General features: G+C 63.4%; 19 protein-coding genes. 17 read left to right on the top strand and 2 right to left on the bottom strand.

The window, feature by feature from the left end; translation table 11 throughout:
- Positions 1–91: 91 nt before the first annotated feature.
- Positions 92–688, top strand: a complete 597-nt coding sequence (locus tag ACP2YO_RS39610) for a TetR/AcrR family transcriptional regulator (RefSeq protein WP_426436626.1) — start codon at positions 92–94, stop codon at positions 686–688.
- A gap of 114 nt (positions 689–802) precedes the next feature.
- Here the strand turns inward: ACP2YO_RS39610 and ACP2YO_RS39605 are convergent, their stop codons facing one another.
- Positions 803–1,294 carry a MarR family winged helix-turn-helix transcriptional regulator gene (locus ACP2YO_RS39605; protein ID WP_426436625.1) on the bottom strand — a complete coding sequence of 164 codons (492 nt, stop codon included), beginning with the start codon at positions 1,292–1,294 and terminating at the stop codon, positions 803–805.
- Positions 1,295–1,607: 313 nt separating this feature from the next.
- On the opposite strand from ACP2YO_RS39605, the gene ACP2YO_RS39600 reads away from it, so the two are divergent.
- The 13 genes from ACP2YO_RS39600 to ACP2YO_RS39540 all read left to right on the top strand — a co-directional run bounded on the left by ACP2YO_RS39600 (position 1,608) and on the right by ACP2YO_RS39540 (position 19,284).
- Positions 1,608–3,164, top strand: coding sequence for a porin (locus ACP2YO_RS39600; RefSeq protein ID WP_426436624.1), 1,557 nt, complete (start codon positions 1,608–1,610; stop codon positions 3,162–3,164).
- A 460-nt stretch (positions 3,165–3,624) separates the two neighbouring features.
- Positions 3,625–4,215: a MarR family winged helix-turn-helix transcriptional regulator gene (locus tag ACP2YO_RS39595; RefSeq protein ID WP_426436623.1), complete on the top strand. Its 591-nt coding sequence runs from the start codon at positions 3,625–3,627 to the stop codon at positions 4,213–4,215.
- A 717-nt stretch (positions 4,216–4,932) separates the two neighbouring features.
- Positions 4,933–6,072, top strand: coding sequence for an alpha/beta hydrolase family protein (locus tag ACP2YO_RS39590; RefSeq protein WP_426436622.1), 1,140 nt, complete (start codon positions 4,933–4,935; stop codon positions 6,070–6,072).
- 83 nt (positions 6,073–6,155) lie between these two features.
- Positions 6,156–8,477 carry a molybdopterin guanine dinucleotide-containing S/N-oxide reductase gene (locus ACP2YO_RS39585; protein WP_426436621.1) on the top strand — a complete coding sequence of 774 codons (2,322 nt, stop codon included), beginning with the start codon at positions 6,156–6,158 and terminating at the stop codon, positions 8,475–8,477.
- Between the two features lie 286 nt (positions 8,478–8,763).
- The gene (locus tag ACP2YO_RS39580; RefSeq protein ID WP_426436620.1) at positions 8,764–9,765 is read left to right on the top strand and encodes an AraC family transcriptional regulator; all 1,002 of its coding nucleotides are present in this window, start codon (positions 8,764–8,766) and stop codon (positions 9,763–9,765) included.
- A gap of 319 nt (positions 9,766–10,084) precedes the next feature.
- A complete protein-coding gene (locus ACP2YO_RS39575) occupies positions 10,085–10,561 on the top strand; it encodes a hypothetical protein (RefSeq protein WP_426436619.1) in 477 nt (158 codons plus the stop codon).
- 188 nt (positions 10,562–10,749) lie between these two features.
- Positions 10,750–11,868, top strand: coding sequence for a branched-chain amino acid ABC transporter substrate-binding protein (locus ACP2YO_RS39570; protein WP_426436618.1), 1,119 nt, complete (start codon positions 10,750–10,752; stop codon positions 11,866–11,868).
- A gap of 170 nt (positions 11,869–12,038) precedes the next feature.
- Positions 12,039–13,049 carry an OmpA family protein gene (locus ACP2YO_RS39565; protein ID WP_426436617.1) on the top strand — a complete coding sequence of 337 codons (1,011 nt, stop codon included), beginning with the start codon at positions 12,039–12,041 and terminating at the stop codon, positions 13,047–13,049.
- Positions 13,050–13,217: 168 nt separating this feature from the next.
- Positions 13,218–14,132: a hypothetical protein gene (locus ACP2YO_RS39560; protein WP_426436616.1), complete on the top strand. Its 915-nt coding sequence runs from the start codon at positions 13,218–13,220 to the stop codon at positions 14,130–14,132.
- Between the two features lie 75 nt (positions 14,133–14,207).
- Complete coding sequence (locus ACP2YO_RS39555; RefSeq protein ID WP_426436615.1) at positions 14,208–14,837, top strand: class I SAM-dependent methyltransferase; 630 nt, start codon at positions 14,208–14,210, stop codon at positions 14,835–14,837.
- A gap of 70 nt (positions 14,838–14,907) precedes the next feature.
- Positions 14,908–15,954, top strand: a complete 1,047-nt coding sequence (locus ACP2YO_RS39550; protein WP_426436613.1) for an aldo/keto reductase — start codon at positions 14,908–14,910, stop codon at positions 15,952–15,954.
- A complete protein-coding gene (locus ACP2YO_RS39545) occupies positions 15,954–16,826 on the top strand; it encodes an amidohydrolase family protein (protein ID WP_426436611.1) in 873 nt (290 codons plus the stop codon). Before ACP2YO_RS39550 ends, ACP2YO_RS39545 begins: the two co-directional genes overlap by 1 nt.
- Before the next feature lie 118 nt (positions 16,827–16,944).
- The gene (locus ACP2YO_RS39540; protein WP_426436609.1) at positions 16,945–19,284 is read left to right on the top strand and encodes a Tex family protein; all 2,340 of its coding nucleotides are present in this window, start codon (positions 16,945–16,947) and stop codon (positions 19,282–19,284) included.
- Positions 19,285–19,304: 20 nt separating this feature from the next.
- Here the strand turns inward: ACP2YO_RS39540 and ACP2YO_RS39535 are convergent, their stop codons facing one another.
- Positions 19,305–20,768 carry a catalase gene (locus ACP2YO_RS39535; protein WP_426436607.1) on the bottom strand — a complete coding sequence of 488 codons (1,464 nt, stop codon included), beginning with the start codon at positions 20,766–20,768 and terminating at the stop codon, positions 19,305–19,307.
- Between the two features lie 303 nt (positions 20,769–21,071).
- Here ACP2YO_RS39535 and ACP2YO_RS39530 point away from each other — a divergent pair, with 303 nt between their 5' ends.
- The 3 genes from ACP2YO_RS39530 (at position 21,072) to ACP2YO_RS39520 (ending at position 23,774) form a co-directional block, all read left to right on the top strand.
- Positions 21,072–21,617 carry a hypothetical protein gene (locus ACP2YO_RS39530; RefSeq protein ID WP_426436605.1) on the top strand — a complete coding sequence of 182 codons (546 nt, stop codon included), beginning with the start codon at positions 21,072–21,074 and terminating at the stop codon, positions 21,615–21,617.
- Positions 21,618–21,727: 110 nt separating this feature from the next.
- Positions 21,728–22,420 carry a winged helix-turn-helix domain-containing protein gene (locus ACP2YO_RS39525; RefSeq protein WP_426436603.1) on the top strand — a complete coding sequence of 231 codons (693 nt, stop codon included), beginning with the start codon at positions 21,728–21,730 and terminating at the stop codon, positions 22,418–22,420.
- The gene (locus ACP2YO_RS39520; RefSeq protein ID WP_426436601.1) at positions 22,407–23,774 is read left to right on the top strand and encodes a sensor histidine kinase; all 1,368 of its coding nucleotides are present in this window, start codon (positions 22,407–22,409) and stop codon (positions 23,772–23,774) included. Before ACP2YO_RS39525 ends, ACP2YO_RS39520 begins: the two co-directional genes overlap by 14 nt.
- Positions 23,775–23,829 lie beyond the last annotated feature (55 nt).

Raw genomic sequence — 23,829 nt, 5'->3', positions numbered from 1 at the left:
TACTTACCGGTACGTATTGTGATGCGGTGTGTATACGTACCGGTAAGTAACATTGTCAAGCGTGCCGTACGGAACGATCCGGAGAACCATCATGAAGAAATTTGTCGAACCGTCTGCGGAACGTCCCGTCCGGGCTGTCGACCGGATCCGCGCCTCCGCGAACGAGCTGTTCTATCGCGAGGGCATCCGCGCCGTCGGCGTCGATGAGGTGGTCGACCGCGCCGGCGTCACCAAGCCGAGCCTCTATCGCAGCTTCGCGTCCAAGGACGATCTCGCGGCCGCCTATATGCGCGACTACGACCTGGACTTCTGGGAGAACTTCGAGAAGCCCGGCGGAAAATCCTACAGCGATGCGCGTGAGCACGTGCTCGCCTATATTCGCGTGCTGTCCACGCGCGCCGTGCAAAAAGGCTATCGCGGCTGCGGCCTCAGCAACGCCACCGTGGAATTTCCGTCGCGGGACAATCCCGCACGGCAGGTCGCCGAAGCGCACAAGAAGGTCTTTCGCAAGCGCCTGCGCGAACTCGCCGCCGCCATGGGCGCGCGTCACCCCGTCGTGCTTGGCGACGCCCTGCTGTTGCTCATCGAAGGCATCTACGTCACCGGCCAGCAGTCGGAACAGGGGCCGGCGCAGTCGGCGCTCACGGTGGCAAAGCTGCTGATCGATGCGAGCGTAGCGAAGGCGTGAGGTGGATGAGAGTCCGATGACCCACGGAAAAGCTCGCTGGCAAGCCCGGCCTGCTGGGGTGTCGATTCGTGCCGCGAGTTCGGCCAAGCCGACCGGAACGCTCGACGACTCCTTCTAAAGGTCGACCGAGATCCTCAATATTGCTTTTTCCAGGCGGCTCTTGATGGAGCTCATCTTGCTGGTCAATTGGAGCAGCTCGCGCAGATCAAGGTCCGCATAGACGAACTCGTTCAGCTCCCTGCGCTGCGAGGACAGATTCGCCATTTGCTTGTGCGCGTGGTCGGTGAGCGACAGATTGACGACGCGGGCGTCCTCGGTCGAATTTCTCCGGCGCAGAAGGTTCTTCTTTTCGAGCAATTTCGACTGCGTCACCACGAACGACTGATCGACGCGCAGTGCTCTCGAGACAACTCCAACCGGCAGGCCGACGGCGCGGTCGTCGGCGTTGGCCAGCACCATCATGATCATCCATTGCGGGCCGGTAATTCCGATCATCTTGGCCCAGATGCCGCGCAACTCGTCGAGGCGGATGCTGGTCGATACGATCTCCCAGGCCAATCGCTCGGCCGCGTCCTGCAGTTTGTCGGTCGATTTGCGCTCGTTCATGGCTTTCCTTACGGATAAGTCATCTTCACAGATATCCATCTCGTTTTGAAGCTCGGTCGGCGAAAATGTTCACACCCGAGCGTTGCATGAATGACACATGGCAGGCCAAACCATAGAATGACTAACTAATATAAGTTGAACATGTGAAACCCTAATGCATAGTCGGGCGGTGACGGAGGGGGGCACCCGCCGTCTCTCGTCTTCGGTGGCCGGGTTGACCACTAGCATCCTGAAAATCGCTGCGGGCAGCGGCTTTCGGGAGGGGTACGTTTGTCGCTTTGCCAACAGCGCAGGGCATCACTTGGAGGATAACATGAAGATCGTTAAGGGCCTTTTGTTCGGCTCGGCGGCGGCTCTCGTCGCGAGCAGCGGAGCTCTGGCGGCGGACCTTCCCGTCAAGGCCAAGGCGGTTGAGTACGTGAAGGTCTGCTCGCTGTATGGTCCCGGCTTTTACTTCATCCCGGGCACCGATACCTGCGTCAAGCTCGGCGGCTATCTGCGCGCAGACGTTCTGGCGAACACCAACTCGGACGCGTCCGGCAACCTCTCGGGTGCTGGCGGCGCACAGAACCGTTTCACCAACGCCTACACCTGGCGCTCGCGTGAAGACTTCAACATCGATACCCGCACCGCGACCGAGTACGGCGTGGTTCGTACCTACTTCGACGCGGTGTTCAACTGGACGAACGACAACTACGCCGGTACGGGCACCGCTGGTGCGACGACCTACGCACCGATTGGCACGGCTGCTGCTCCGGGCAACGCCACGCAGGGCGGTGTCGCCGGCGGTGGCATCGGCGTCTACTATGCCTTCATCCAGTTCGCCGGTTTCACGATCGGTAAGGCGGTCTCGCAGTTCAGCGCTCCGTGGACCAACTATCCAGGCAACAACTTCGACGGCCTCGTCGGCGGCGGCGGCACGGTTACAGGTGTGAACCAGTTCACCTACACCGCCCAGTTCGGCAACGGCGTGTCGCTGTCCCTGTCGGCCCAGGATCCGTCGGCGTACTTTCAGGCTGGCGTGAACAATGTCGGCGTTGCCGGTACCGGTACCCTCGGCGCTTTCGGCTCGAGCGATTACGCTGGCACGGCTGCTCCAGACTTCGTCGCAGCGATCAAGGTCGACCAGGCGTGGGGTCTGTTCCAGGCGTCGGTCGCGACGCATGACAACCACGCCGCCTACTACGGCGCCACCGAGTTGACCGGTCATCCGGATGACAAGTGGGGCTGGGCTGGTCAGCTGGCCTTGTCGATCAAGAACATCCCGACCGGACCTGGTGACACGATCAACATCCAGGGCGTCTATACGGACGGTGCGACCCGTTACAACATCCAGGACCTGTCGCAGGCTGGCGGCGTCACCTACTTCGGCGGCACCAACGTGCCCGGCGCCTACCAGAGCATCGGCTTCGGCATAGCTCCGGACAGCGTGTTCGCGAGCGGTGGCTCGCAGCAGCTGATCCAGACCTGGGGTATGCGCGGTGCGTATGTCCACAACTGGAGCCCGAACTGGAACACCAGCGTCTACGGCGCTTACGCCGGGGTCATGTACAACAGCACGGCCAAGTCGCTCATTTGCGGCCCGACCGGTTCGGGCGTGGGTGGTTCGTTCGGCGCTGTCTTCGGTACCGCTGGCCTGACCTCCTGCAACCCGAACTACAATATCGCGCAGATCGGCACGCAGACCCAGTGGACCCCGGTCAAGAACCTGACCTTCTCGGCAGACCTGACCTACACCCATCTGGATCAGAAGTTCGCCGGCACGATCACGTTCCCGGGCAGCGCTGCTATCGGCAAGCCGGCAACGGTGTACGAACTGAAGGATCAGGACACCCTCACCCTGCTCCTCCGCGCTCAGCGCAACTGGTAACACCGGTTTGACCTGATCTCGATCCAAAGCGACCCCGACGGGAAACCGTCGGGGTTTTCGTTGGAACGATCTCCCAATCATGTGATTAACTAACATTATTGGATAATGTATAAGGCGACATTGGCTTATCGCCGACCGAAGTGAGGAGAGCTCGAATACCTTTTATGAACTAACCTCCGAAACCTCCGGCAATGCCCTGCCGGAGGTTTTTCATTTGGACTCGGACCCCGATCGGTATGCGAACCGCTCGACCGACAAGCGTCGACGCCGCTTTGCAGAGCGTTCAGCTTGCGTCGCGATGGCTCGCGCTTCCGTGGATCACCAGGATTGAGCGGCAGCCTCGAATGGTGACGCCCGACGCAGGCAAGCGGCACGATCAGCTCTGGACGAAATAATTTGTCTTCATTATATGATTATATCATATATATGCGTTTCGCTCTGATCAGGAAGCTGGCTCGGTATGCAGAAGGCAATCGCAAAATCAGGCCACAACCGCAAACCCTCGACTGACCATTTCTCCACGGAGTTTCGCTCGCCCCCTCGAGCCGATCGTGCTGCGAAAGCGACCGAACCGGAGCTTCAGCGCCTGACCGCCTGTTTGCATTCCTTGTCATCGCGCCATCACGGCCTGATCCAGGGCTATGCAGCACGTGTCGGCATCGCCGGCATGCAGTACACGATTTTGAGCACGATCCGTCATCTCGAGACCAGAGAGGATGTCTTCCTCGTAACCATCGCCGAGTCTCTTCATTTGACGAGCGCGGGTGTCACGAAGGCTATCCAACAGCTGACCGAACTCGGATTGGTTGAAAAAGCAGAGGATCTGGGCGATCGGCGCCGTACCAGGCTGACCATCACGCCAAGCGGCTGCGCGCTCCTGGACTCACTCGCGCCCATGCAATCAAAGGTCAACGATGTCTGGCTGGATTGCATGAACGAAACGGAATTCTCGACCTTTCTCGATTTGGTCGAGCGGTTCATCAAGTCCAGCGACAGAGCGCTGGCGCTGCAAAGCTATCTGTTCAAGGACAGCGACATCTTCCCACTCTAGCAGCTTGCGCGTTAGGTCCGGTCGCCGAGGCTTCTCTCCTGCTCGAGCAGCCCACCTCGCGAAGTCACAGCCGAGTGATCCCCGACGTCTTCAGTCTCGCGATTCTGTGAGCAAGCTTGCATCTGCTCAACGCGCGGAAAGAGAGACACGTGCTTGCTGGGACGGTTCAAGACACTGCCGAGCAAACGCTCGGAAGGTAATTGCGTCGACAACAATCTACCGGAAGGCATAAGCGCAACGCATCCCTGCGCCGCCATATCGATGATTGCGACCGACGAACAACTTCAATTATACGAATAAGGAACTGTTATATTCACTTTGGGGAGGTAGGTGAGTGGTGTCTTACGCGTACCCGGTAAAAAACGAGGTACGCCGGCAAGAAGCAGGTGATTGCTGGAGGATTCGTCCACATCGATCACGTCAGCGTTATCACCCGATTGCGGCGGTGCTGTTCATCTGAAGGTGATTTTTGCTGGCTAGGCAATGCTCAAGAGTGTGGTCACGATGCCCTACGTCGAGATGCGAAGTTGCTGACCTTCCGTGTTGAGCTTTTTTCACTTCGCCGATCAGGCCTTTTCGCCGCCATGGCCATCGTCCACCAGCTGTCGCTACCAACAGGCACTCGAAAATCCGGGCCACGCGCAGGCGAAATCGTTGGTTTGCCCGCAAGGCAACACGATTAGGAATCCTTCCGAGAAGCGAACGAGTTGACGACATATGCATGGCCACCAGGGGGCGCGAGGCGCCTCGTCAAGCAGCATCGAGTTCGATGACAAGGGCTGGCCTTCCTGGCCGGATCGAGAGGATCTGTCGGCGGAGTTCATCAGACTTCTGGCTGCCGCGCAGGAGGGCGGTTCGACGGTTTCCGAATGCTGGTTGACGTTGAGCAAGATCAACCTTGCGTCGGAGAGTTCGTGGTCCGAGGAGTGGATCAGGACCGCAGAACTGAACGAGGCGAGAGCCGATCATTCGTTCCTCGACGGCAACCTGATCACGGCTCGCCGGAACTGGCTCCGGGCTGTTACTTACTTCCACGCCGCCGCAAGGCCGCTTGGATCTTCCAATCTGTTGAAATGCGCCGTCGACGGCATGCGGCGATGTGCAAACAACTTTTTGAAGAGCCGGGTTCCGGCTGGTCAGATGCTTTCGATTCCCTGGACGGACGACGTATCGCTTCAAGCTTACTACTTGCCGTCGGCCTTTCGCGACAATGGGCCCGTGATCGTCTGCGTCGGTGAGCCAGGTTCTTACAAGGAAGAATTGATCGCGAAGTACGCCAGTCACGCAAATGAGCGCGGGCTCTCGCTGCTCGCGGTGGATTTGTTGGGTACCCAGATGGCCTTGTCACCGGAACGAGTCGAGGGCCATAGGTTCGAAGCCGCCATGAGCAGTGTCCTGAACTTCCTTTCAGAGATGCCCGGCGTTGACAACACCCGGATCGCGATCGTGGCGGACGCCTGGAGTTCCTCGTTGGTCGCCCGCGCGGCCGCAAGCGACCCCCGATTTGCCGCGGCTGTCTGTGATGCCGGAATTTGGGACTCGCACGAGAGAAGTTTCTTTTCCCGCCATACAGCCGGCCATGAGCGGATTGGATGGCTTGAAGAGCCCAACTCGATTTCCCGAAGTATCGATTGCCCGCTGCTTGTCACCGCGGGCGAAGGCGGCTGGCTGCTTCCGGGCGCCCTGATTGAGTTTGGCAGCCAATTAGGCGACATTCATCATGACGCCAGGTTGATCCTGTTTCGGCGTGCTGAAACGGCGGCGATGCAAGGCCACATGGATAACCCCACATTGGCCAACGAAGTGATATTCGACTGGCTTGAAAACCGGCTGCGGCTGAGAAAGGGGCTATCCTAAGCCCGTGCGACGAACGCGCCCTTGCTTCGCGCCACAGACCGGGGATATCGAGCTATCGCCGGTTTTGCGACAAGGACGACGCGATGAACGAGACCCTTGGCACTCCCGATCCCGGCCTCGACCTGTCCGACGGCTTCAGGCCGCACACGTCGCACTGGGGCGTGTTCTCGGCGCGTCTGAACGCGGATGGTCTCGAAGTCAGGCCGTATGCGGCAGATCCCGATCCGAGCGGCATCATCGGCAACTTCCCCGCCGCGTTGCGCCACCAGGTGCGCATCGCCCGGCCGGCAATCCGCCGCGGCTGGCTTGAGCGCGGACCGGGACCCGACGACCGCCGCGGCCGCGATGAATTCGTTTCGGTCAGCTGGGAGCAGGCGCTCGATCTTCTAGCGGGTGAGTTGTCGCGCCTCCGCGAGACGCGCGGCCCCGGTGCGGTCTTCGGCGGCTCATATGGCTGGTCCAGCGCGGGCCGCTTCCACCACGCCCAGAGCCAGGTTCATCGCTTCCTCAACATGGCGATGGGCGGGTATGTGCGTTCGGTGAACTCCTATTCCTCGGGTGCGTCATCCGTGCTGCTGCCGCAGATCCTGGCGGGTTACGAAGACATCACCAAGCGCAACGTCACCTGGGAGCAGATCGCGTCGGAGAGCGAGATCGTGCTGGCGTTCGGCGGCATGGCCCTGAAGAACTCCATGGTCGCCGGCGGCTCGATCAGCAAGCATGTCGAGCGCGGCGCCATGGCCGAGGCGCGCCGGCGCGGCTGCGAGTTCATCCTTGTCAGTCCGCTGCGGGACGATCTGCCCGCGGAGGCCGGCGCCGAATGGATGACGGCTGTGCCCGGCACCGACACCGCCCTGATGATCGGTATCGTCCACACGCTGGTCAGCGAAGGCCTGCACGATCAGGCCTTCCTCGATCGCTACACCGAAGGCTGGCCGGTGTTCCTGCGCTATCTCGGCGGCGAGGCCGATGGCCAGCGTAAGGATGCGGAATGGGCCGCGTCGATCTGCGGCATCGACGCCGACACCATCCGAAGGCTGGCGCGTCGTCTCGCCGGGCGGCGCGCGCTAATCACCGTCTCGCATTCGCTGCAGCGTGCCGAGCATGGCGAGCAGCCGGTGTGGATGGGCATGGTGCTCGCGGCTGCCCTCGGCCAGATCGGCCTCCCCGGCGGTGGTTACGGCTATTCGCTCGGTGCGATCGGCTATTACGGCCGGCGCGTTAATGCAGTGCCGGGGCCGACGCTTGGGCAAGGCCGCAACGGTGTCGCCGACTTCATTCCGGTGGCGCGCATTGCCGACATGCTGCTCAATCCCGGCTCGACCTATCGCTACAATGGCGAGACGCGCACCTATCCGGACATCCGCCTCGTCTACTGGGCGGGCGGCAATCCGTTCCACCATCACCAGGACCTCAACCGACTGCGCAAGGCGTTCGCCAGGCTCGACACGCTGGTGGTGCATGAGCTCGCCTGGACCGCCACAGCCCGGCACGCCGACATCGTCCTGCCCGCGACGATGACGCTCGAGCGCGAGGACATCGGCTATTCCTCCAACGATCCGCTGATGGTCGCCATGCACCGGATTGCCGAGCCGTTCGGCCTCGCGCGCGATGACTACGAGATTTTCTCCGATCTCGCCGAGCGTCTCGGGGCGCGCGAAGCCTTCACCGAAGGACGCACAACGCGGCAATGGCTGATGCGTCTCTACGAGCCGACCCGCGCCTCGCTCGCTGCGCAGGGCTTGCCGGCCCCACGCTTCGAGGAATTCTGGGAGAGCGGCAGCCTGATCGTGCCGCAACACCTCGATGACGGCGGCTCGCTGCGCCGCTTCCGCGAGGATCCGGTCGCCCACTCGCTTCGGACGCCGAGCGGGCGCATCGAGATCTTCTCGAAGACCATCGCTGACCACGGTGACGCGGATTGTCCGGGGCATCCGGTCTGGCTCGAGAAGACCGACGTGCCCGGGCCGGGTTCGCCGTTCTTCCTCATTGCCAACCAGCCGGTCACGCGGCTGCACAGCCAGCTCGACTTCGGCGGACATTCGACCGCGGCCAAGCATCGCGGCCGCGAGGTCGCGCGCATGAATCCTCGTGACGCGAGCGCCCGCGGCATCGCGGACGGCGACATCATCCGCCTGTTCAATGCGCGCGGCGCCTGCCTTGCCGCGGTGCATGTCACCGACGGCATCGCGCCCGGGATCGTGCAACTGCCGACCGGCGCCTGGTATGACCCGATGGATCCCGAGGACGAGGCTCCGCTCTGCGTTCACGGCAATCCGAACGTGCTCACACGCGACATCGGCACATCATCCTTTGCGCAGGGCTGCACCGGCCAGCTCACGACGGTCGAGGTGGAGCGCTTCAACGGAAATCTGCCGCCGATCCGCGCTTTCGATCCGATGTAATGTAGCAAGGTCGGACAAGCGCAGCTTGCGCTGCGCCACCTGTAGCAGCGATGTCGCCCCCGCGGGTTCCAGCCGCATGGCGGCCATGTGCTGTCGGCACATCTTGGCGTCACTTGGCACGTCGCCATCGTCGCGGCGGAGCCAGCCGCCGGCCGCAACGAGTTCCCGCTGAACATTGAACCAACTGCGCGCGACACATGCGACAGGGTGTTTGCGACAGCGTGTTTGTAGCCGCCACAAATCAACCGCACCCTCGCGGCAATCCCGCCACCATGAGGCTAACCCGATGACGATGCAGTCGCCGGATATCATTGATTTCCGGTTCTCGACCGCGGATTGGAGCGAGCGCGACCGCTTGCCGATTTTCCGCGAGCAGATCGGGCGGATGATGGTGAAGCTCGACCCGGAGCCGCTGACCGACGGCGCGTTCCACGCCGAAGCGAATGTGCGTGAGCTGCCCGGGCTCGGCATCGGATCCTGGGCGTGCAGCAACCTGCGGATCGCGAGGCCGCGCACGCTGCTGCACGACGGCAAAGACGATTTCGTCCTGACGATCATCACAAGCGGTCATGTTACCGCGTCGCAACGCGGCCGCAAACTCGAACTTGGTCCGGGTCAAGCCGTGCTGATGTCGGCCGCGGAGGCCGGCGACATGGCCGTCGCCCCGTCGCCAAGCCGCTTCTTCGGCCTCAGGCTGCCGCGCAAGGCGCTTACCTCGCTCGGCTCCGACCCTGAAGACATGATGATGCGCGCATTGTCGACCAACACCGAAGCCCTGCGGCTGCTCGCGTTCTATGTCAGGGAGCTGGACGACGGTTACCAGCTCGCGACACCCGAGCTGCTCGGCGCGGTCGTCACGCATCTGACCGATCTTGGCGCGCTCATCATCGGCGCGAACCGGGACGGGACCGTTGTCGCGGAGGACCGCGGGCTGGCGGTCGCGCGGCTCGCCGCGATCAAGGCCGACATCAGCAAGAATCTCGGCTTCGACCTGACATTGCCCGCCGTCGCGTCGCGACTGAAGCTCACGCCACGCCATGTCCAGAGGCTGTTCGAGCACTCCGGCACGACTTTCTCGGAATTCGTGCTCGGCCAGCGACTGGCGCGCGCGCACCGGCTGTTGACCGATCCGCGCCGGATCGACAGCACCATCGGCACGATCGCGTTTGAATCCGGCTTCGGTGACCTGTCCTACTTCAACCGCACATTCCGCCGCCACTACGGCGCAACGCCCTCGGAAATCCGCGTGGCACCGCGGCGTTTCGGACACAGCGTCTCACCTGCTTGACGTAGCCGTTGCGCGGCTCCCTATCGCTCGCCGCAGCCCGGCACCCGTCGGATGTGTTCGATCAGTTGCCGGTAACGCTCAGCAGGCAGGGCCTTCTCGTTCGCACACATCAGCATGGCGACGCACGCCGCTTCCGGCGGCAGATCAATAATCGCTCGCCGGAACGTGCACAACCCACTCGGCATATTCACGGCAACGGGTTTTGTCGGCGTCACAAGCCGGAGAGAACGATTACCGCGTCGCGAACCTGTTGGGCCCTTCGCGCACTCATTGAAGAAGGAGTGCGGTGATGTTGGCTTGGTTTATTCGATCGGGATCAATGGCTATTTGTCTTCTGTGTATCGGGCTCACCGGCCGCTCAGCAGCACAATCAACCGATCCGCATCAGCCGACGGTGCTGGGCTTGGGCATCAATCGCGCCAACATCACCAATGATGTTTCCGGCCAATACTATACGTTCATGGCGGGGCCGGGCCACGTTGACGTCGAACTTGCCTTCAAGGAGATGGGGCTGTTCGGAAATGCGATGCGACAGCACATCAATTTCGACTTCTGGGGCGCGGACGGCGTTCACTTGTCCCATATCGAGGTTGTGTCCCAAGGTGATTTCGGCCGCCGACACACCGATGCGGATCTGCCGACGCAGCAGAGAATCAATCTGGCGGTCACGACGCAATGGGGCGCCATCAAGGTCGGCGGCTATTACGAGGTCGAGCTCAAAGGCGCCGTCGCACCGGCGGCGCCGGTCGGAGCCGACGTCAAGCCGGAGGTGTCCGAGCCATTGACGCGGCCGTAAACGAGCATGCGCGATTGCATGGATTCTAATCATCGGCCGATGTCGCATATGTCCAATTCGCTGTTGCCCCAGTCCGAGCCTCGCAACCATGACGCGCCTAAAAGGCGGCGCCCGGGGGATCGTCCCGTTCGGGACGATTCACCGGTCGCGATGCATTGAGGCGGTCAAGGCACTTCAAGGAGAACAGGATGAATTTTTCGCTGCAACGATACTTTCTTGCGTTTGGCATGAGTCTCGCGCTGTCGGGCGCGGCTCTCGCCGAGGACATCAGTGTTGCCGTGGTCGGGCCAATGACAGGATCGGAGGCGAGCTTCGGTCAGCAGTTCAGGAACGGTGCCGAACTGGCCGTGGCCGAGATCAATGCGAAGGGTGGCCTGCTCGGCCAGAAGCTGAAACTGGAAGTCGGCGACGACGCCTGCGATCCGAAGCAGGCGGTATCGGTTGCAGAGAAGATGGCAGGCATGAAGATCCCCTTCGTTGCGGGTCACTTCTGTTCGTCGGCGTCGATTCCCGCCTCCGACGCCTATGCCGAGGGCAATGTGCTGCAAATCACCCCGGGCTCGACCAACCCGCAATTCACCGAACGCGGGTTGTGGAACACGTTCCGGGTTTGCGGTCGGGATGACCAGCAGGGCATGGTCGCCGCCGCCTACATCATCAAGAACTACAAGACGAAGAACATCGCTGTTATCCACGACAAGACGACCTACGGCAAAGGTCTCGCCGACGAGACCCGCAGCGCCATCAATGCGGCGGGCGTGAAGGAAAAGCTCTATGAAGCTTACAACAAGGGCGACAAGGATTTTGCCGCGCTGGTGTCGAGGTTCAAGAAGGAATCCATCGATCTCGTCTATGTCGGCGGCTACTATGCCGAGTCCGCGTTGATCCTGCGCCAGATGCGCGACCAGGGGGTCAATGCCGTGCTGATGGGTGGCGATGCCCTGGTCGACAAGCAATTCGCGGCGATCGCAGGTCCCCTTGCCGAGGGCTCGCTGTTCACCTTTGCGCCGGATCCGCGGAAGAAGACGGCAGCGGCCGCTGTTATCAAGAAGTTCAAGGACAAGGGCATCGATCCCGACGGCTACACGCTCTACAGCTATGCTGCGTTCCAGATCTGGAGCGAGGCGGTCGCCCGCGCCAAGACCACGGACGCCAGGAAGGTCGCAGCGACGATCAAGGTCGGAAGCTGGGACACCGTGCTCGGCAACATCACCTATACGCCGAAGGGTGACATCACCCTGATCGACTACGTCGTATACCGGCGCGACAAGGACGGCAACTACGCCGAACTGCCGCCAGGCCAATGATCGCACGCCGCGGCATCGGTCCTCGTCCCTGACCGGTGTCGCGGCTGCGGGCGCGGCCGCGCCGCTCACAGCGCCAACGACCTCTCCCAGCCCCAGGCGCTGTGATGCCCGCCGGCTGAGGCAACGGCACCACTGTTTCAATGATGACCACCAACCAACCGGAAGCCCGAATGACCCCGCATCGACGCAAATTCGTTCACACCGCAGCATCGTTTGTCGCCGCAGCGATGCTGGCGTTCACCGCGCAACACGCGTCCGCAGCCGACAAGGCGGGCTGCCGCGATGTCGATGGCATGATGCGCTTCCAGAATTCGTCGATCGCGCTGTGCGATTCCAGGACCTTTGCCGAGTACACGCTGCCGACCGGCAAGATCACCGGCTTCGACTCCCATACCAACGAGGCCGAGATCGAGGCCAAGCAGGATCTCGAAGGACGGCTCACGCAGTTGCTATATACGGTCCCGAAAGGTGCGTCCTCGGCGGAGGTGTTCCGCAGCTACAAGGAGTATCTGCCTTCGGCCGGCTATCGCGTGCTCTATGAGGCGAAGGGCCCCGCCTTCGGCGTGTCGCAAGGCAGCTTCTTCGAGAGCATGGGGCCGGGCGGCCAGATCGTCGGCTACAGCCCCGACCAGTCGCGCTATCTCGCCGCGGTGAAGGAGGATGGTGGGGCGAAGACCTACATCGCGCTCTACATCGTGGAGTACGACGACGGCTACAACCCGGCGGTCACGGTCGAGAAAGGCCAGGTCGTGGTGCGGCTCGATGCGGTTCAGGTCGGAGAGCTGAAGAACGGCATGGTCCCGGTATCGGCCACCGAAATCGCCAAACGGCTAGACATGTCGGGTCAGGTGATTCTCTCAGGCATCCTGTTCGACTTCAACAAGTCGCAACTGAAGCAGGAGTCGCGGCCCGCGCTCGACGAGATCGCGGCGTTCCTGAAGCAGGATGCCGCACGCAAGGTTTATCTGGTCGGCCACACCGACAATGTCGGCGGCTTCGACTTCAACATGCAACTGTCGCAGGCGCGGGCCGACGCCGTGGTGGCCGATCTCGTCACGACCTACGGAATCAATCCCGCGCGCCTGAAAGGCCACGGCGCCGGCCTGCTCGCGCCGATCGCCAGCAATGCCACCGACGACGGCCGCGCCAAGAACCGCCGCGTCGAGCTGATCCCGCAATAGGCGTACGCAGGGCTCGATCGGTCACCGTAACGGGAGAGAAAGCAAGTATCTGACATGAGTTTGGCTAATAACGGCGGTCGGAGCGGCGATGGCTCGGCCGAATGGCGCGACGGGAGTCAGTCCCAGCGACCATCTCACGCCTATCCGTTGATCGTGCGTGATCATGGATTGGCAACGGCGCTGCGACTGCTGGTCCAAACCTTGCCCTACGCGCTGGCGCGATGGGGCGTCCTGCTGGCATTCGCCGTGGCGTGCCTCGTCTGGATCGGGATCGGAGTCGGTGGCGCGGCCTGGCTCGGTGCGCACGTCGCCACCATGTTCGGCGTCTGCTGGCTGCTCGGTGTTCTTCTCGTCGGCGGTTGGGTCTGGAGCGCCATCCTGCGCTATGTGCTGCACATGATCGCCTGCGGCCACGTTGCCGTGCTGACCGAGTTGATCACGCAAGGCCGCATCGGCGACGGCAATGAAGGGCAGTTCGCCTATGGCCGCCGGATCGTCATGGCGAGGTTCGGCGAGGTCGCGGCACTGTTCGGGATCAGTGTGCTTGTTCGCGGCGTGCTGAGAGCCTTTCACAATGCGCTGGATACGCTCGGAGAATGGCTGCCGACCCCGGGCGTGAGCACGATCGTCGGTCTGGTCAACACCATTGTGGCAGCTGCCACGCGTTATCTTGACAAGGTGGTCCTCTCCTATGACCTCGCGCGCGGCGGAGATGATCCACGGCGAAATGTTCAGGACGGACTGGTCTATTACTGCCAGAACGCCAAGCCGATCCTGATGACATCGATCTGGATGGTCGTCGTTGAACGGAGCCTGAGCATCCTGCTTTGCCTGCTGCTGCTCGTCCCCGCCGGCATTTTGACGATGGTGTTGCCGGACCCGATACGGGAAAACGGCGCAGTGGTCACCATCCTGGTCGCAGCGCTGCTGGCCGCGACATTGCGCTCGGCGTTCATCCAGCCGCTGTTTCTGATCTGCATCATGATCCGGTTTCATGCGCTGGTGGAAAATCAGCCGATCAACGCAACCTGGGTCGGCTATCTCGACGGTCTGTCCGACAAATTCCGGCAGATCGCGCGCTGAGATCCAGGCGCTAAGATTCTCTGGCCGAACGCGCTCGGTCGAAAGCAGATTTAAACCAGGACATGCGGGTTGATCATGAGAGCGCCACCTTACTTCATTGCCCGCCATCTTGCGCACCCGCAAGGCGTGCTCGGCAGCCTGGTCGCGCGATTGATGAACCGCCACAATGCCAGGATGAATCGCCTTGCGGTCGAATGTCTGGACGCGCAGGCGGATCAGCGGATCCTGGAGGTTGGCTTCGGCGGAGGCGTCACGCTGCCGGCGTTGCTGAGCCGCGCCGGCTTTGTCGCCGGTGTCGATCGTTCGGTGCGCATGGTTGAACGCGCGAACCGCCAGTTTGCGCCTGATATCGCCGCGCGGCGTGCCCAGTTTCAGGTCGCCGACGCCGAGGCGCTTCCGTTTGACGAGGCGATGTTTCACGGCGCCTGCACGGTCAACACAATCTACTTCTGGCAATCGCTGCAACGCGGCTTCGCGGAGCTGCATCGCACCCTGGCGCCGGGCGGACGTCTCGTCACAGGCTTTCTGCCCAAGGCGCGAATGGACGAATTGGGATTCCCGGTCGACTTCTTCACGTCGCGCGCGCCCGAGGAGGTCATGGAAACGCTGCGCGCCGTCGGATTCCACCGCGTGGGGCTTGTCCGCCCCAATCGACCGGCGGAGTGGTGCGTCATATCGGCCGAGCGGCCTAGCAAGGGCCTGTAGAAGGCTTGCGCTCCAAAACCCTGACGCTAGTCTGCCCACTAGCAAGAAGAATCGTGGGAGAGGCGCAGCGATGGCCCAACAGCAATCCTCCAACGGGGCCGCTTCGGCCCTGCCGCGCCGCAGGCTTGGCCGAACCGGGCTCGATGTCTCCGTGCTCGGCTTCGGAACCGCGCCGCTGGGCGACCTGTTCGGGCTGCTCGATGACGCCACCGCGATTTCAGCGGCTGAGCGGGCGTTTGCGCTCGGCGTCAATCTGCTGGATTCCTCGCCGCTCTACGGCCACGGCCTGGCCGAGCACCGCGCCGGCACCGCGCTCCGCCGTGTGGCGCGCAACGAGATCGTGGTTTGCACCAAGGTCGGGCGCTGGATGGATCCGTTCCACGGACGCGGCGAGGGTTCCAATTTCGTCGGCGGCCAGCCGCACCGCGCCATGGTCGACTATTCCTATGACGGCACGATGCGCTCGGTGGAGCAGTCACTGCTGCGGCTGGGGACCGATCGCATCGACCTGTTGCTGATCCACGACGTCGACGTCTGGACCCATGGCGCGGACGCCATCGAAGACCGCTTTCGTGAGGCGATGGACGGCGCTTACGTCGCGCTCGATAAACTGCGCTCCGAGCACGTCGTCAAGGGCATCGGCATCGGCGTCAACGAGGCCGAGATGTGCGTGCGCTTCGCCAAGGCGGGCACCTTCGACACCATGCTGCTCGCCGGCCGTTATTCGCTGCTGGAGCAGCCGGCGCTCGCCGAGTTCCTGCCGCTCGCGCAACAACAGGGCATCGGCATGATGCTCGGTGGCGTGTTCAATTCCGGCATTCTGGCGACCGGTGCCGTCAAGGGCGCCAAATACAATTACAAGGACGCACCGCCTGATGTGATGCAGAAGGTGACGCAGATCGAGCGCGTGTGTCGTGCGCATGGTGTCGCCTTGCCGACCGCTGCGCTACATTTCGCGCTGGGCCATCCGGCGGTCGGAAGCCTCGTGCTTGGGGCGCAGACGCCGCAAGAGGTCGAGCGCAATGTCGATGCGTTGTCGACACCGGTGCCTGCGGTATTGTGGCGCGAACTGAAGGCCGAGCGTCTGCTCGACGCGGATGCGCCGGTGCCGGCGTGATGCGGATCGACGCGCATCAACACGTCTGGACGGTGGCGCGCGGCGATTATGGCTGGCTGACGCCGGAGCTTACACCGCTCTATCGCGACTTCGGCCTCGCCGATTTGATGCCGCATCTTTCAGCCGCCGGGATCGAGGGCACGATCCTGGTGCAGGCGGCGCCAACCGAAGCCGAGACCGCCTTCATGCTCGATATCGCCGAGCGCGTCGAAGACGTCGCCGAGCGCGCTGAGATCGTGCGCGGCGTGGTCGGCTGGATCGATTTCGACGCGGCCGATGCCGTGGCGCGGATCGATGCGATCGCGGCGCGCGAGCTTGTCGTCGGCCTGCGGCCGATGGTGCAGGATATCGCCGATGACGATTGGCTGCTGCGCCCCGCGCTGGCGCCGCAGCTCGAGGCCATGGCACGGCATCGCCTCGTGTTCGACGCGCTGGCGCTGCCGCGGCACCTGTCACGGCTTATCCAGGTGGTCGATCGTCATCCCGGCCTGCAATTCGTGCTCGACCATTTCGCCAAGCCGCATCTCGCAACTGGCGAGATCGCGGCCTGGAAGCAGGACATCGCGAGCCTTGCCGCGCGGCCCAACATCGTCTGCAAGCTGTCGGGCCTGGTGACGGAGGCGGCGGCTGACTGGCAGGTCGCCGATTTGCGCGAAGCCGTCGATCATGTGATTGCGCAGTTCGGGCCGCAGCGTATGCTGTGGGGCAGCGATTGGCCGGTGGTCAATCTGGCCGGCGGCTATGCAAAATGGTTCGCGGCCAGCGAGACCTTGCTGGCGGACCTGGCGCCGGCCGAAAAGGCCGATATCTACGGCGGCAATGCGGCGCGCATCTATTTGTCAAGTCGCGGAAGGCATACATCCCGGAGATAGCGCCTGGCTGTCGCCAAATTTGATCCACAGTGCGCCTTGATGAATCAATCCGGGATGGTCCATAAGCGACCCCCGCACAGCCGAAGGTCCGGCGGTGCGACTGTTCAGAGAGACGAGCGTGGCAAAAATTCATCAGAAGATTGCGCAGGAGCTGGGGGTTCGCGACGAGCAGGTCGAGGCGACGGTGACGTTGCTCGACGGCGGCGCGACCGTCCCGTTCATCGCTCGATACCGCAAGGAGCTGACCGGCGCGCTCGATGATGCGCAACTGCGCACGCTGGAAGAGCGGTTGACGTACCTGCGCGAGCTCGAAGCGCGCCGCACCGCGATCCTCGAATCGATCCGTGAGCAGGGCAAGCTCGATGCCGCACTCGAAGCCCAGATCATGGCCGCCGACAGCAAGGGCCGCCTCGAAGATATTTATCTGCCGTACAAGCCGAAGCGCCGCACCAAGGCCGAGATCGCCAAGGAGGCCGGCCTCGAGCCGCTGGCCGAGATGCTGCTGACGCAGCCAGCAAACGATCCCAAGGCGGTCGCGGCCCCCTTCGTCAATGCCGAGAAAGAGGTCGCCGATGTCGCCGCCGCGCTCGAGGGGGCGCGCGCGATCCTGGTCGAGCGCTTTGCCGAGAATGCCGACCTGATCGGCGCGCTGCGCGAGATGATGTGGTCGAACGGCGTGATCGTCTCCACCGTGCGCAAGGGCAAGAAGACCGAAGGCGAGAAGTTCAAGGACTATTTCGATTTCAGCCAGGGGCTGCCAAAATTGCCCTCGCACCGCATTCTGGCGCTGTTCCGCGGCGAGAAGGAGGAGATCCTCGACCTCGCCATCAAGCCGGAGGCGCAGGAGCCGGTGGCCGGCGTGCCCGGCGCTTATGAACTGCGGATCATGAACGCCTTCGCCGTCTCCGACCAGGGGCGCAAGGGCGACAAATGGCTGATGGAGACGGTGCGCTGGGCGTGGCGCACCAAAATCCAGATCCATCTCAACATCGATCTGCGGATGCGGCTGTGGACCGCGGCCGAGACCGAAGCCGTGCGCGTGTTCGCCTCGAACCTGCGCGACCTGCTGCTGGCGGCGCCGGCCGGCGCGCGCGCCACCATGGGGCTCGATCCCGGTTTCCGCACCGGCGTCAAGGTTGCGGTGGTCGATGCGACCGGCAAGGTGGTGGGCACCACGGCGGTGTTTCCGCATGAGCCGCAGCGGCGCTGGGACGAGGCGCTGGCGATGCTCGGCAAGCTCGCGATCGAGCATCGGGTCGAACTGATCGCGATCGGCAACGGCACCGCCTCGCGCGAGACCGACAAGCTCGCGACCGAACTGGTGCAGCGGCTGCCCGACCTGAAGATGACGAAGATCGTGGTCTCCGAGGCCGGCGCGTCGGTCTATTCGGCCTCGGCGTTTGCGTCGGGCGAGTTGCCTGATCTCGACGTCACCATCCGCGGCGCGGTGTCGATCGCCCGCCGCCTGCAGGATCCGCTGGCCGAACTGGTGAAGATCGACCCGAAGGCGATCGGCGTCGGCCAGTACCAGCACGATCTGGGCGAAGCCAAGCTCGCCCGTTCGCTCGATACCGTGGTCGAGGACTGCGTCAATGCGGTTGGCGTCGACGCCAACACCGCCTCGGTGCCGCTGCTGGCCCGCGTGTCGGGCATCGGGCAGGGGCTCGCGCAAAGCATCGTGCAGCACCGCGACAGCAACGGCCCGTTCAAATCGCGCAAGGCGCTGAAAGAGGTGCCGCGGCTCGGGCCGAAGGCGTTCGAGCAATGCGCCGGCTTCCTGCGCATCACCAATGGCGACGACCCGCTCGATACCTCAGGCGTGCACCCGGAGGCCTATCCGGTGGTGCGGCGCATTCTCGAGGCGACCAAAAGCGACATCAAGACGCTGATCGGCAATGCCGATGTGGTGCGCCAGCTCAAGCCGCAGGCTTTCGTCGACGGCACGTTTGGTTTGCCGACCGTCACCGACATCCTGCGCGAGCTGGAAAAGCCCGGCCGCGACCCGCGTCCGGCGTTCAAGGCCGCGGTGTTCAAGGAAGGTGTCGAGGAGGTCAAGGACCTCCGCAAGGGCATGATCCTCGAGGGCACCGTGACCAACGTCGCCGCGTTCGGCGCCTTTGTCGATATCGGCGTGCACCAGGATGGGCTGGTGCACATCTCGGCGATGTCCAAGACCTTCATCAAGGACCCGCGCGAGGTGGTGAAGCCGGGCGATATCGTCAAGGTCAAGGTGCTCGACGTCGAGGTGGCCCGCAAGCGCATCGCGCTGACGCTGCGTCTCGACGACGAGGTTGGAGCGAAGAAGGACGCGGCCGCACCGTCGCGCGACAATTCGCGCAGCTCCGGCAAGATGTCGTCATCCGCTCCGCGCAAGTCGGGCGATCAGTCCGCGGGCGGCGCACTCGCCGAAGCGCTGCGCCGCGCCGCCGAGAAGAACGGCCGCGGCAAGCCGACGTAGGGCTTGCCGCACTCGTTGTACTACAGCTCGCCGGCGGCAAACCTGGCGAGCGCGTCGGCGACGCCCTTGCCATAGGCCGGGTCGGCCTTGCTGCAGTTCGCAACGTGCCGTTCCCTAATGTGCCGGGATGCCTTGCCGACCTGGCGGGCGGTGTTGTCGAACAGCGTCTGCTTCTGCGCGGCGCTCATCTTGCGGAACAGATCGCCCGGCTGCCGCCAGTGGTCGTCATCGACACGATGGTCCCAATGCGCGGCCGCACCTGATATCTCGAGCGGCGGCTCGTTCAGCTGCGGCTGGTCCGTCCACTCGCCCCGGCCGTTCGGCCAATAGGTCGTCGTCCCGCCGAGATTGCCGTCGGTGCGCATGGCGCCGTCGCGGTGATAGCTGTGGAACGGACATTTCGGCGCGTTGACCGGGATCTGGTGGTGGTTGACGCCAAGGCGGTAGCGCTGCGCATCGCCGTAGGAGAACAGGCGGGCTTGCAGCATCTTGTCGGGCGAATAGCCGATGCCGGGCACAACATTGGCCGGCGTGAACGCTGCCTGCTCGACCTCGGCGAAGAAGTTCTCCGGGTTTCGATTGAGCTCGAAAGTGCCAACCTCGATCAGCGGGTAATCCGCCTTCGGCCAGACCTTGGTCAGATCGAACGGGTTGAACGGGAACGCCTTCGCCTGTTCGTCCGTCATCACCTGGATGAACAGCGTCCAGCGCGGGAAGGCCCCGGATTCGATGCTGTCGAACAGATCGCGCTGATGGCTCTCGCGGTCCTTGCCGACCAGCGCCTCGGCCTGGGAATCGGTCAGATTCTGCACGCCCTGCTGGGTGCGGAAATGGAATTTTACCCAGACGCGCTCATTGTTCGCGTTGATCAGGCTATAGGTGTGGCTGCCGAAGCCATGCTGGTGACGAAAGCTTCTCGGGATGCCGCGCTCGCTCATGATGATGGTGACCTGGTGCAGCGCCTCGGGGAGCAGGGTCCAGAAATCCCAGTTCATGTCCGGATCGCGCATGCCGGTGCGGGGGTGCCGCTTGATCGCGTGGTTCAGGTCGATGAAGCGCAGCGGATCGCGGAAGAAGAATACCGGCGTGTTGTTGCCAACCACGTCCCAATTGCCTTCGTCGGTGTAGAACTTCAGCGCAAAGCCGCGGATGTCACGCTCCGCATCGGCCGCGCCGCGCTCGCCGGCAACCGTCGAGAACCGCGCGAACATCGGCGTCTGCTTGCCGATCTCCGAGAAGATTTTCGCCTTGGTATAGCGCGTGATGTCGTGGGTCACGGTGAAGGTCCCGTGGGCGCCCGCGCCCTTGGCGTGCATGCGCCGCTCCGGGATCACTTCGCGGTGAAAATGCGCGAGCTTCTCGATCAGCCAGACGTCCTGCAACAGCGCCGGACCGCGCGGCCCCGCCGTCATGATGTTGACGTTGTCGGTGACAGGCGCGCCAGACGCGTGTGTCAGAAATGGTCGTTTCGTCTCGTCGCTCATCGGAAGCTCCTGGGTTGCGGACATCGCTTTTGCGTGGCCCAACAACTAGAAAGCCTGGCCGATGGCTTCAACGATGGGCATCCGCTGATTCCAGCCAAATGTCCGTCGATCTCGGCCAGCCAGGCTGCCGGCGTGCCACGGCATCTGTCGTGTGCGGAGCATCGAAGCCTTCAGCCGAAACTAAATCCGGCGTCAGAAACTGGCGCATTTGTAAGTTGAAGTGAGCCTGTGGTTTGCGTTTGCTGATCCTCCTCTTCTTGCGGCAAAGAGCTTTCGCCGCAGTTCAACGACGGAGAATATTCGATGAAGAATAAGCTCTTTACTTGTCTTATGGCGGCCGTGATCGGCGCCAGCGTCGCACTCGCGCCGGCGGCCTTCGCCAGAGGTGGCGGCGGTGGCGGTGGCGGCGGGCATGGCGGCGGCTTCGGAGGCGGCGGCCATGGCGGCGGCGGCTTCGGCGGCGGCGGCTTTGGAGGCGGCCATGGCGGCGGCTTCGGCGGCGGAATACATGGCGGAGGGTTTGGCGGCGGCGTGCACGCGGGAGGTTTTGGCGGTGGCGCGACGGCCTTCGCCGGCGCGGGTCACGCCCATTTCGGCGGCGGACATTTTGGCGGCCCGCGCTTCACGGGTGCATCGGCATTAGGCCCGCGCTTCGCGGCAGGCGGATTCCATGGCGCGCACGCCTTCCATCACGGCTTCCATCATCACGGCGACTTCCGTCACCACCGCCGCTTCGCCTTCTTCGGCGGGACTTACGGTTATGATGGCAGTTATGACGGTTGCTGGCGCAGGGCATGGACGCCTTACGGATTGCAATGGGTCAACGCGTGCGGGGACGGCTGGTACTGATACCGCGAACCGCGCCGTTGTCGCGGTCGTCACCGGGCATTTCCATCCTGCCCCGGAATGGGATAGTCTGGTGGCGACCGTCGCGGGGCGCGCTCGGAGAGTTCAATACGATGACCGGAGCCCACCGCCGCATTCTCGTCGTCGAGGACGATCCGGAAACCGCGGATCAGCTCGTCGAGCAGCTCACCACCAGCGGATATGATGTCGATTTGGCCGCGAACGGCCGCGACGCGCTGAGCCGAGGCGCGGCGCGTGACTATGCCGTGATCACGATCGATCGGATGCTGCCTGACATCGACGGCATCGCGGTGATGCGCCAACTGCGCGATGACGGCATCGTGGTGCCGTTCCTGATCATCAGTGCGCTGGGCGAGGTCGACGACCGCGTGCGCGGATTGCGCGCCGGCGGCGACGACTATCTGGTCAAGCCGTTCTCTTTTGTCGAGTTGCTGGCGCGCCTGGAGGCGCTCGGCCGGCGCAGCGAGACCGTCGCCAAGGAGACCATTTTGCGGGTCGGCGATCTCGCGGTCGATCTGATCTCGCGGACGGCGAGCCGCGGCAGCCGGAAGATTCCGCTGCTGCCGAAGGAGTTCCAGCTGCTCGAATATCTCGCGCGCAACGAAGGTCGTGTGGTGTCGCGCGCCATGCTGCTCCAGCACGTCTGGGATCTGCATTTCGATCCCTCGACCAACATCATCGACGTCTATGTCGGACGCGTGCGCCGCAAGGTCGATGATCAGCAAGCCTATCCGCTGATCCACACCATCCGCGGCATCGGGTATTGCCTCCGTGCTCCTGGCTAAGACCCTCAGATCATCGACGTTCCGTCTGGCGCTGATCGCGATCGGCACCTTCGGCCTGATCGTCTCGGCGATCTTCGCCTATGTCTACTGGTCGACCGCCTCCTATGTGCGCAGCCGCGCCGATGGTGCTGTTGCGGCCGAGCAGGCGAGCCTGCGCGACACTTATACGCGGTCCGGCCGCGACGGACTGATTGCGCTGATCGGGCAGCGCATGGCGGACAAGAGCTTTGCCGGTCACGTCTACCTGCTGGCCGGACCCGGACCTGTGGTGCTCGCCGGAAACCTCACACAATGGCCGGCCGGCGCCGCGGAGCAGGGATGGAGCGAGTTCCGCGCACCGGTGCCGTCGCTGGGCTCGGCCGAACCTCTGGTCCGCGGCGTGACCGAGGCGTTGGCGCGCGGCGATCGGCTGCTGGTCGGTCGCGACATCAGCGATCTCGACGGCTTCACCGCACGGATCAAGGCGGCCGGCTTTGCGGTCATCGTGCTGATCTTCGCTCTCGCGGCCGGCGCCAGCATCGGGGTGACGCGGCGCACGGTCGGCCGGATCGAATCCATCAATGCGACCAGCCGCGCCATCATGCTCTCGGGGCTCGACCAGCGCATCCCGTTGCGCGGCAGTCACGACGAATGGGATCGCGTCGCGGAGAATCTCAATCTGATGCTCGACCGCATCGAAACCCTGATGGGGGAGGTGAAGCAGGTCAGCGACAATGTCGCGCATGATCTGCGCACGCCGCTGACCCGCATGCGCGGGCGGCTGGAGAAGGCCTATCACGCTCCGCGCAATGGCGAGAATGACGCGGTGCTGATCGGCGATACCATTGCCGATCTCGACGCCGTGCTCGGGATGTTTGCATCCATCACGCGGATTTCCGAGATCGAGTCGCGGGCCCGCAAGGGCGCGTTCCGGACCGTCAACCTGGTCGAGATCGCCGGCGAAGTGGTCGAGCTCTACGACGCCGCGGCCGAGCGGGATACCACCCGTCTCGATCTTGCCGGCGATCCCGAGGTGCTGGTCACCGGTGATCGCGACCTGCTGTTCGACGCGATCGCCAATCTCGTCGACAATGCGATCAAGCACGGCCGTGCCGGCGGACGGGTGAGCGTCACCTGCGACAACGACGAGGGCGGCGCGGTGATGTCGGTTGCCGATGACGGCCCCGGCATTCCCGCCGACCAGCACGACCATGTCTTCAAGCGCTTCACTCGGCTCGAGCAAAGCCGCTACACGCCCGGAAACGGCCTCGGCCTCAGCCTCGTTGCCGCGGTGGCGAGCCTGCATGGCGCGCAGATCGAGCTGCGCGACAACGCGCCGGGGCTGTTGGTCAGGCTATGCTTTTCCGGCCATTGATTCAAAAGGTGAACGGAACAGACGTGTACCAGGAGAAGATGCCACTTGCCCGGAC

Source organism: Bradyrhizobium genosp. P (assembly GCF_049949265.1).
Classification (GTDB): domain Bacteria; phylum Pseudomonadota; class Alphaproteobacteria; order Rhizobiales; family Xanthobacteraceae; genus Bradyrhizobium.
The sequence above is the reverse complement of the archived record's forward strand: the minus strand, read 5'-3'. Positions and strand labels throughout refer to the sequence as shown.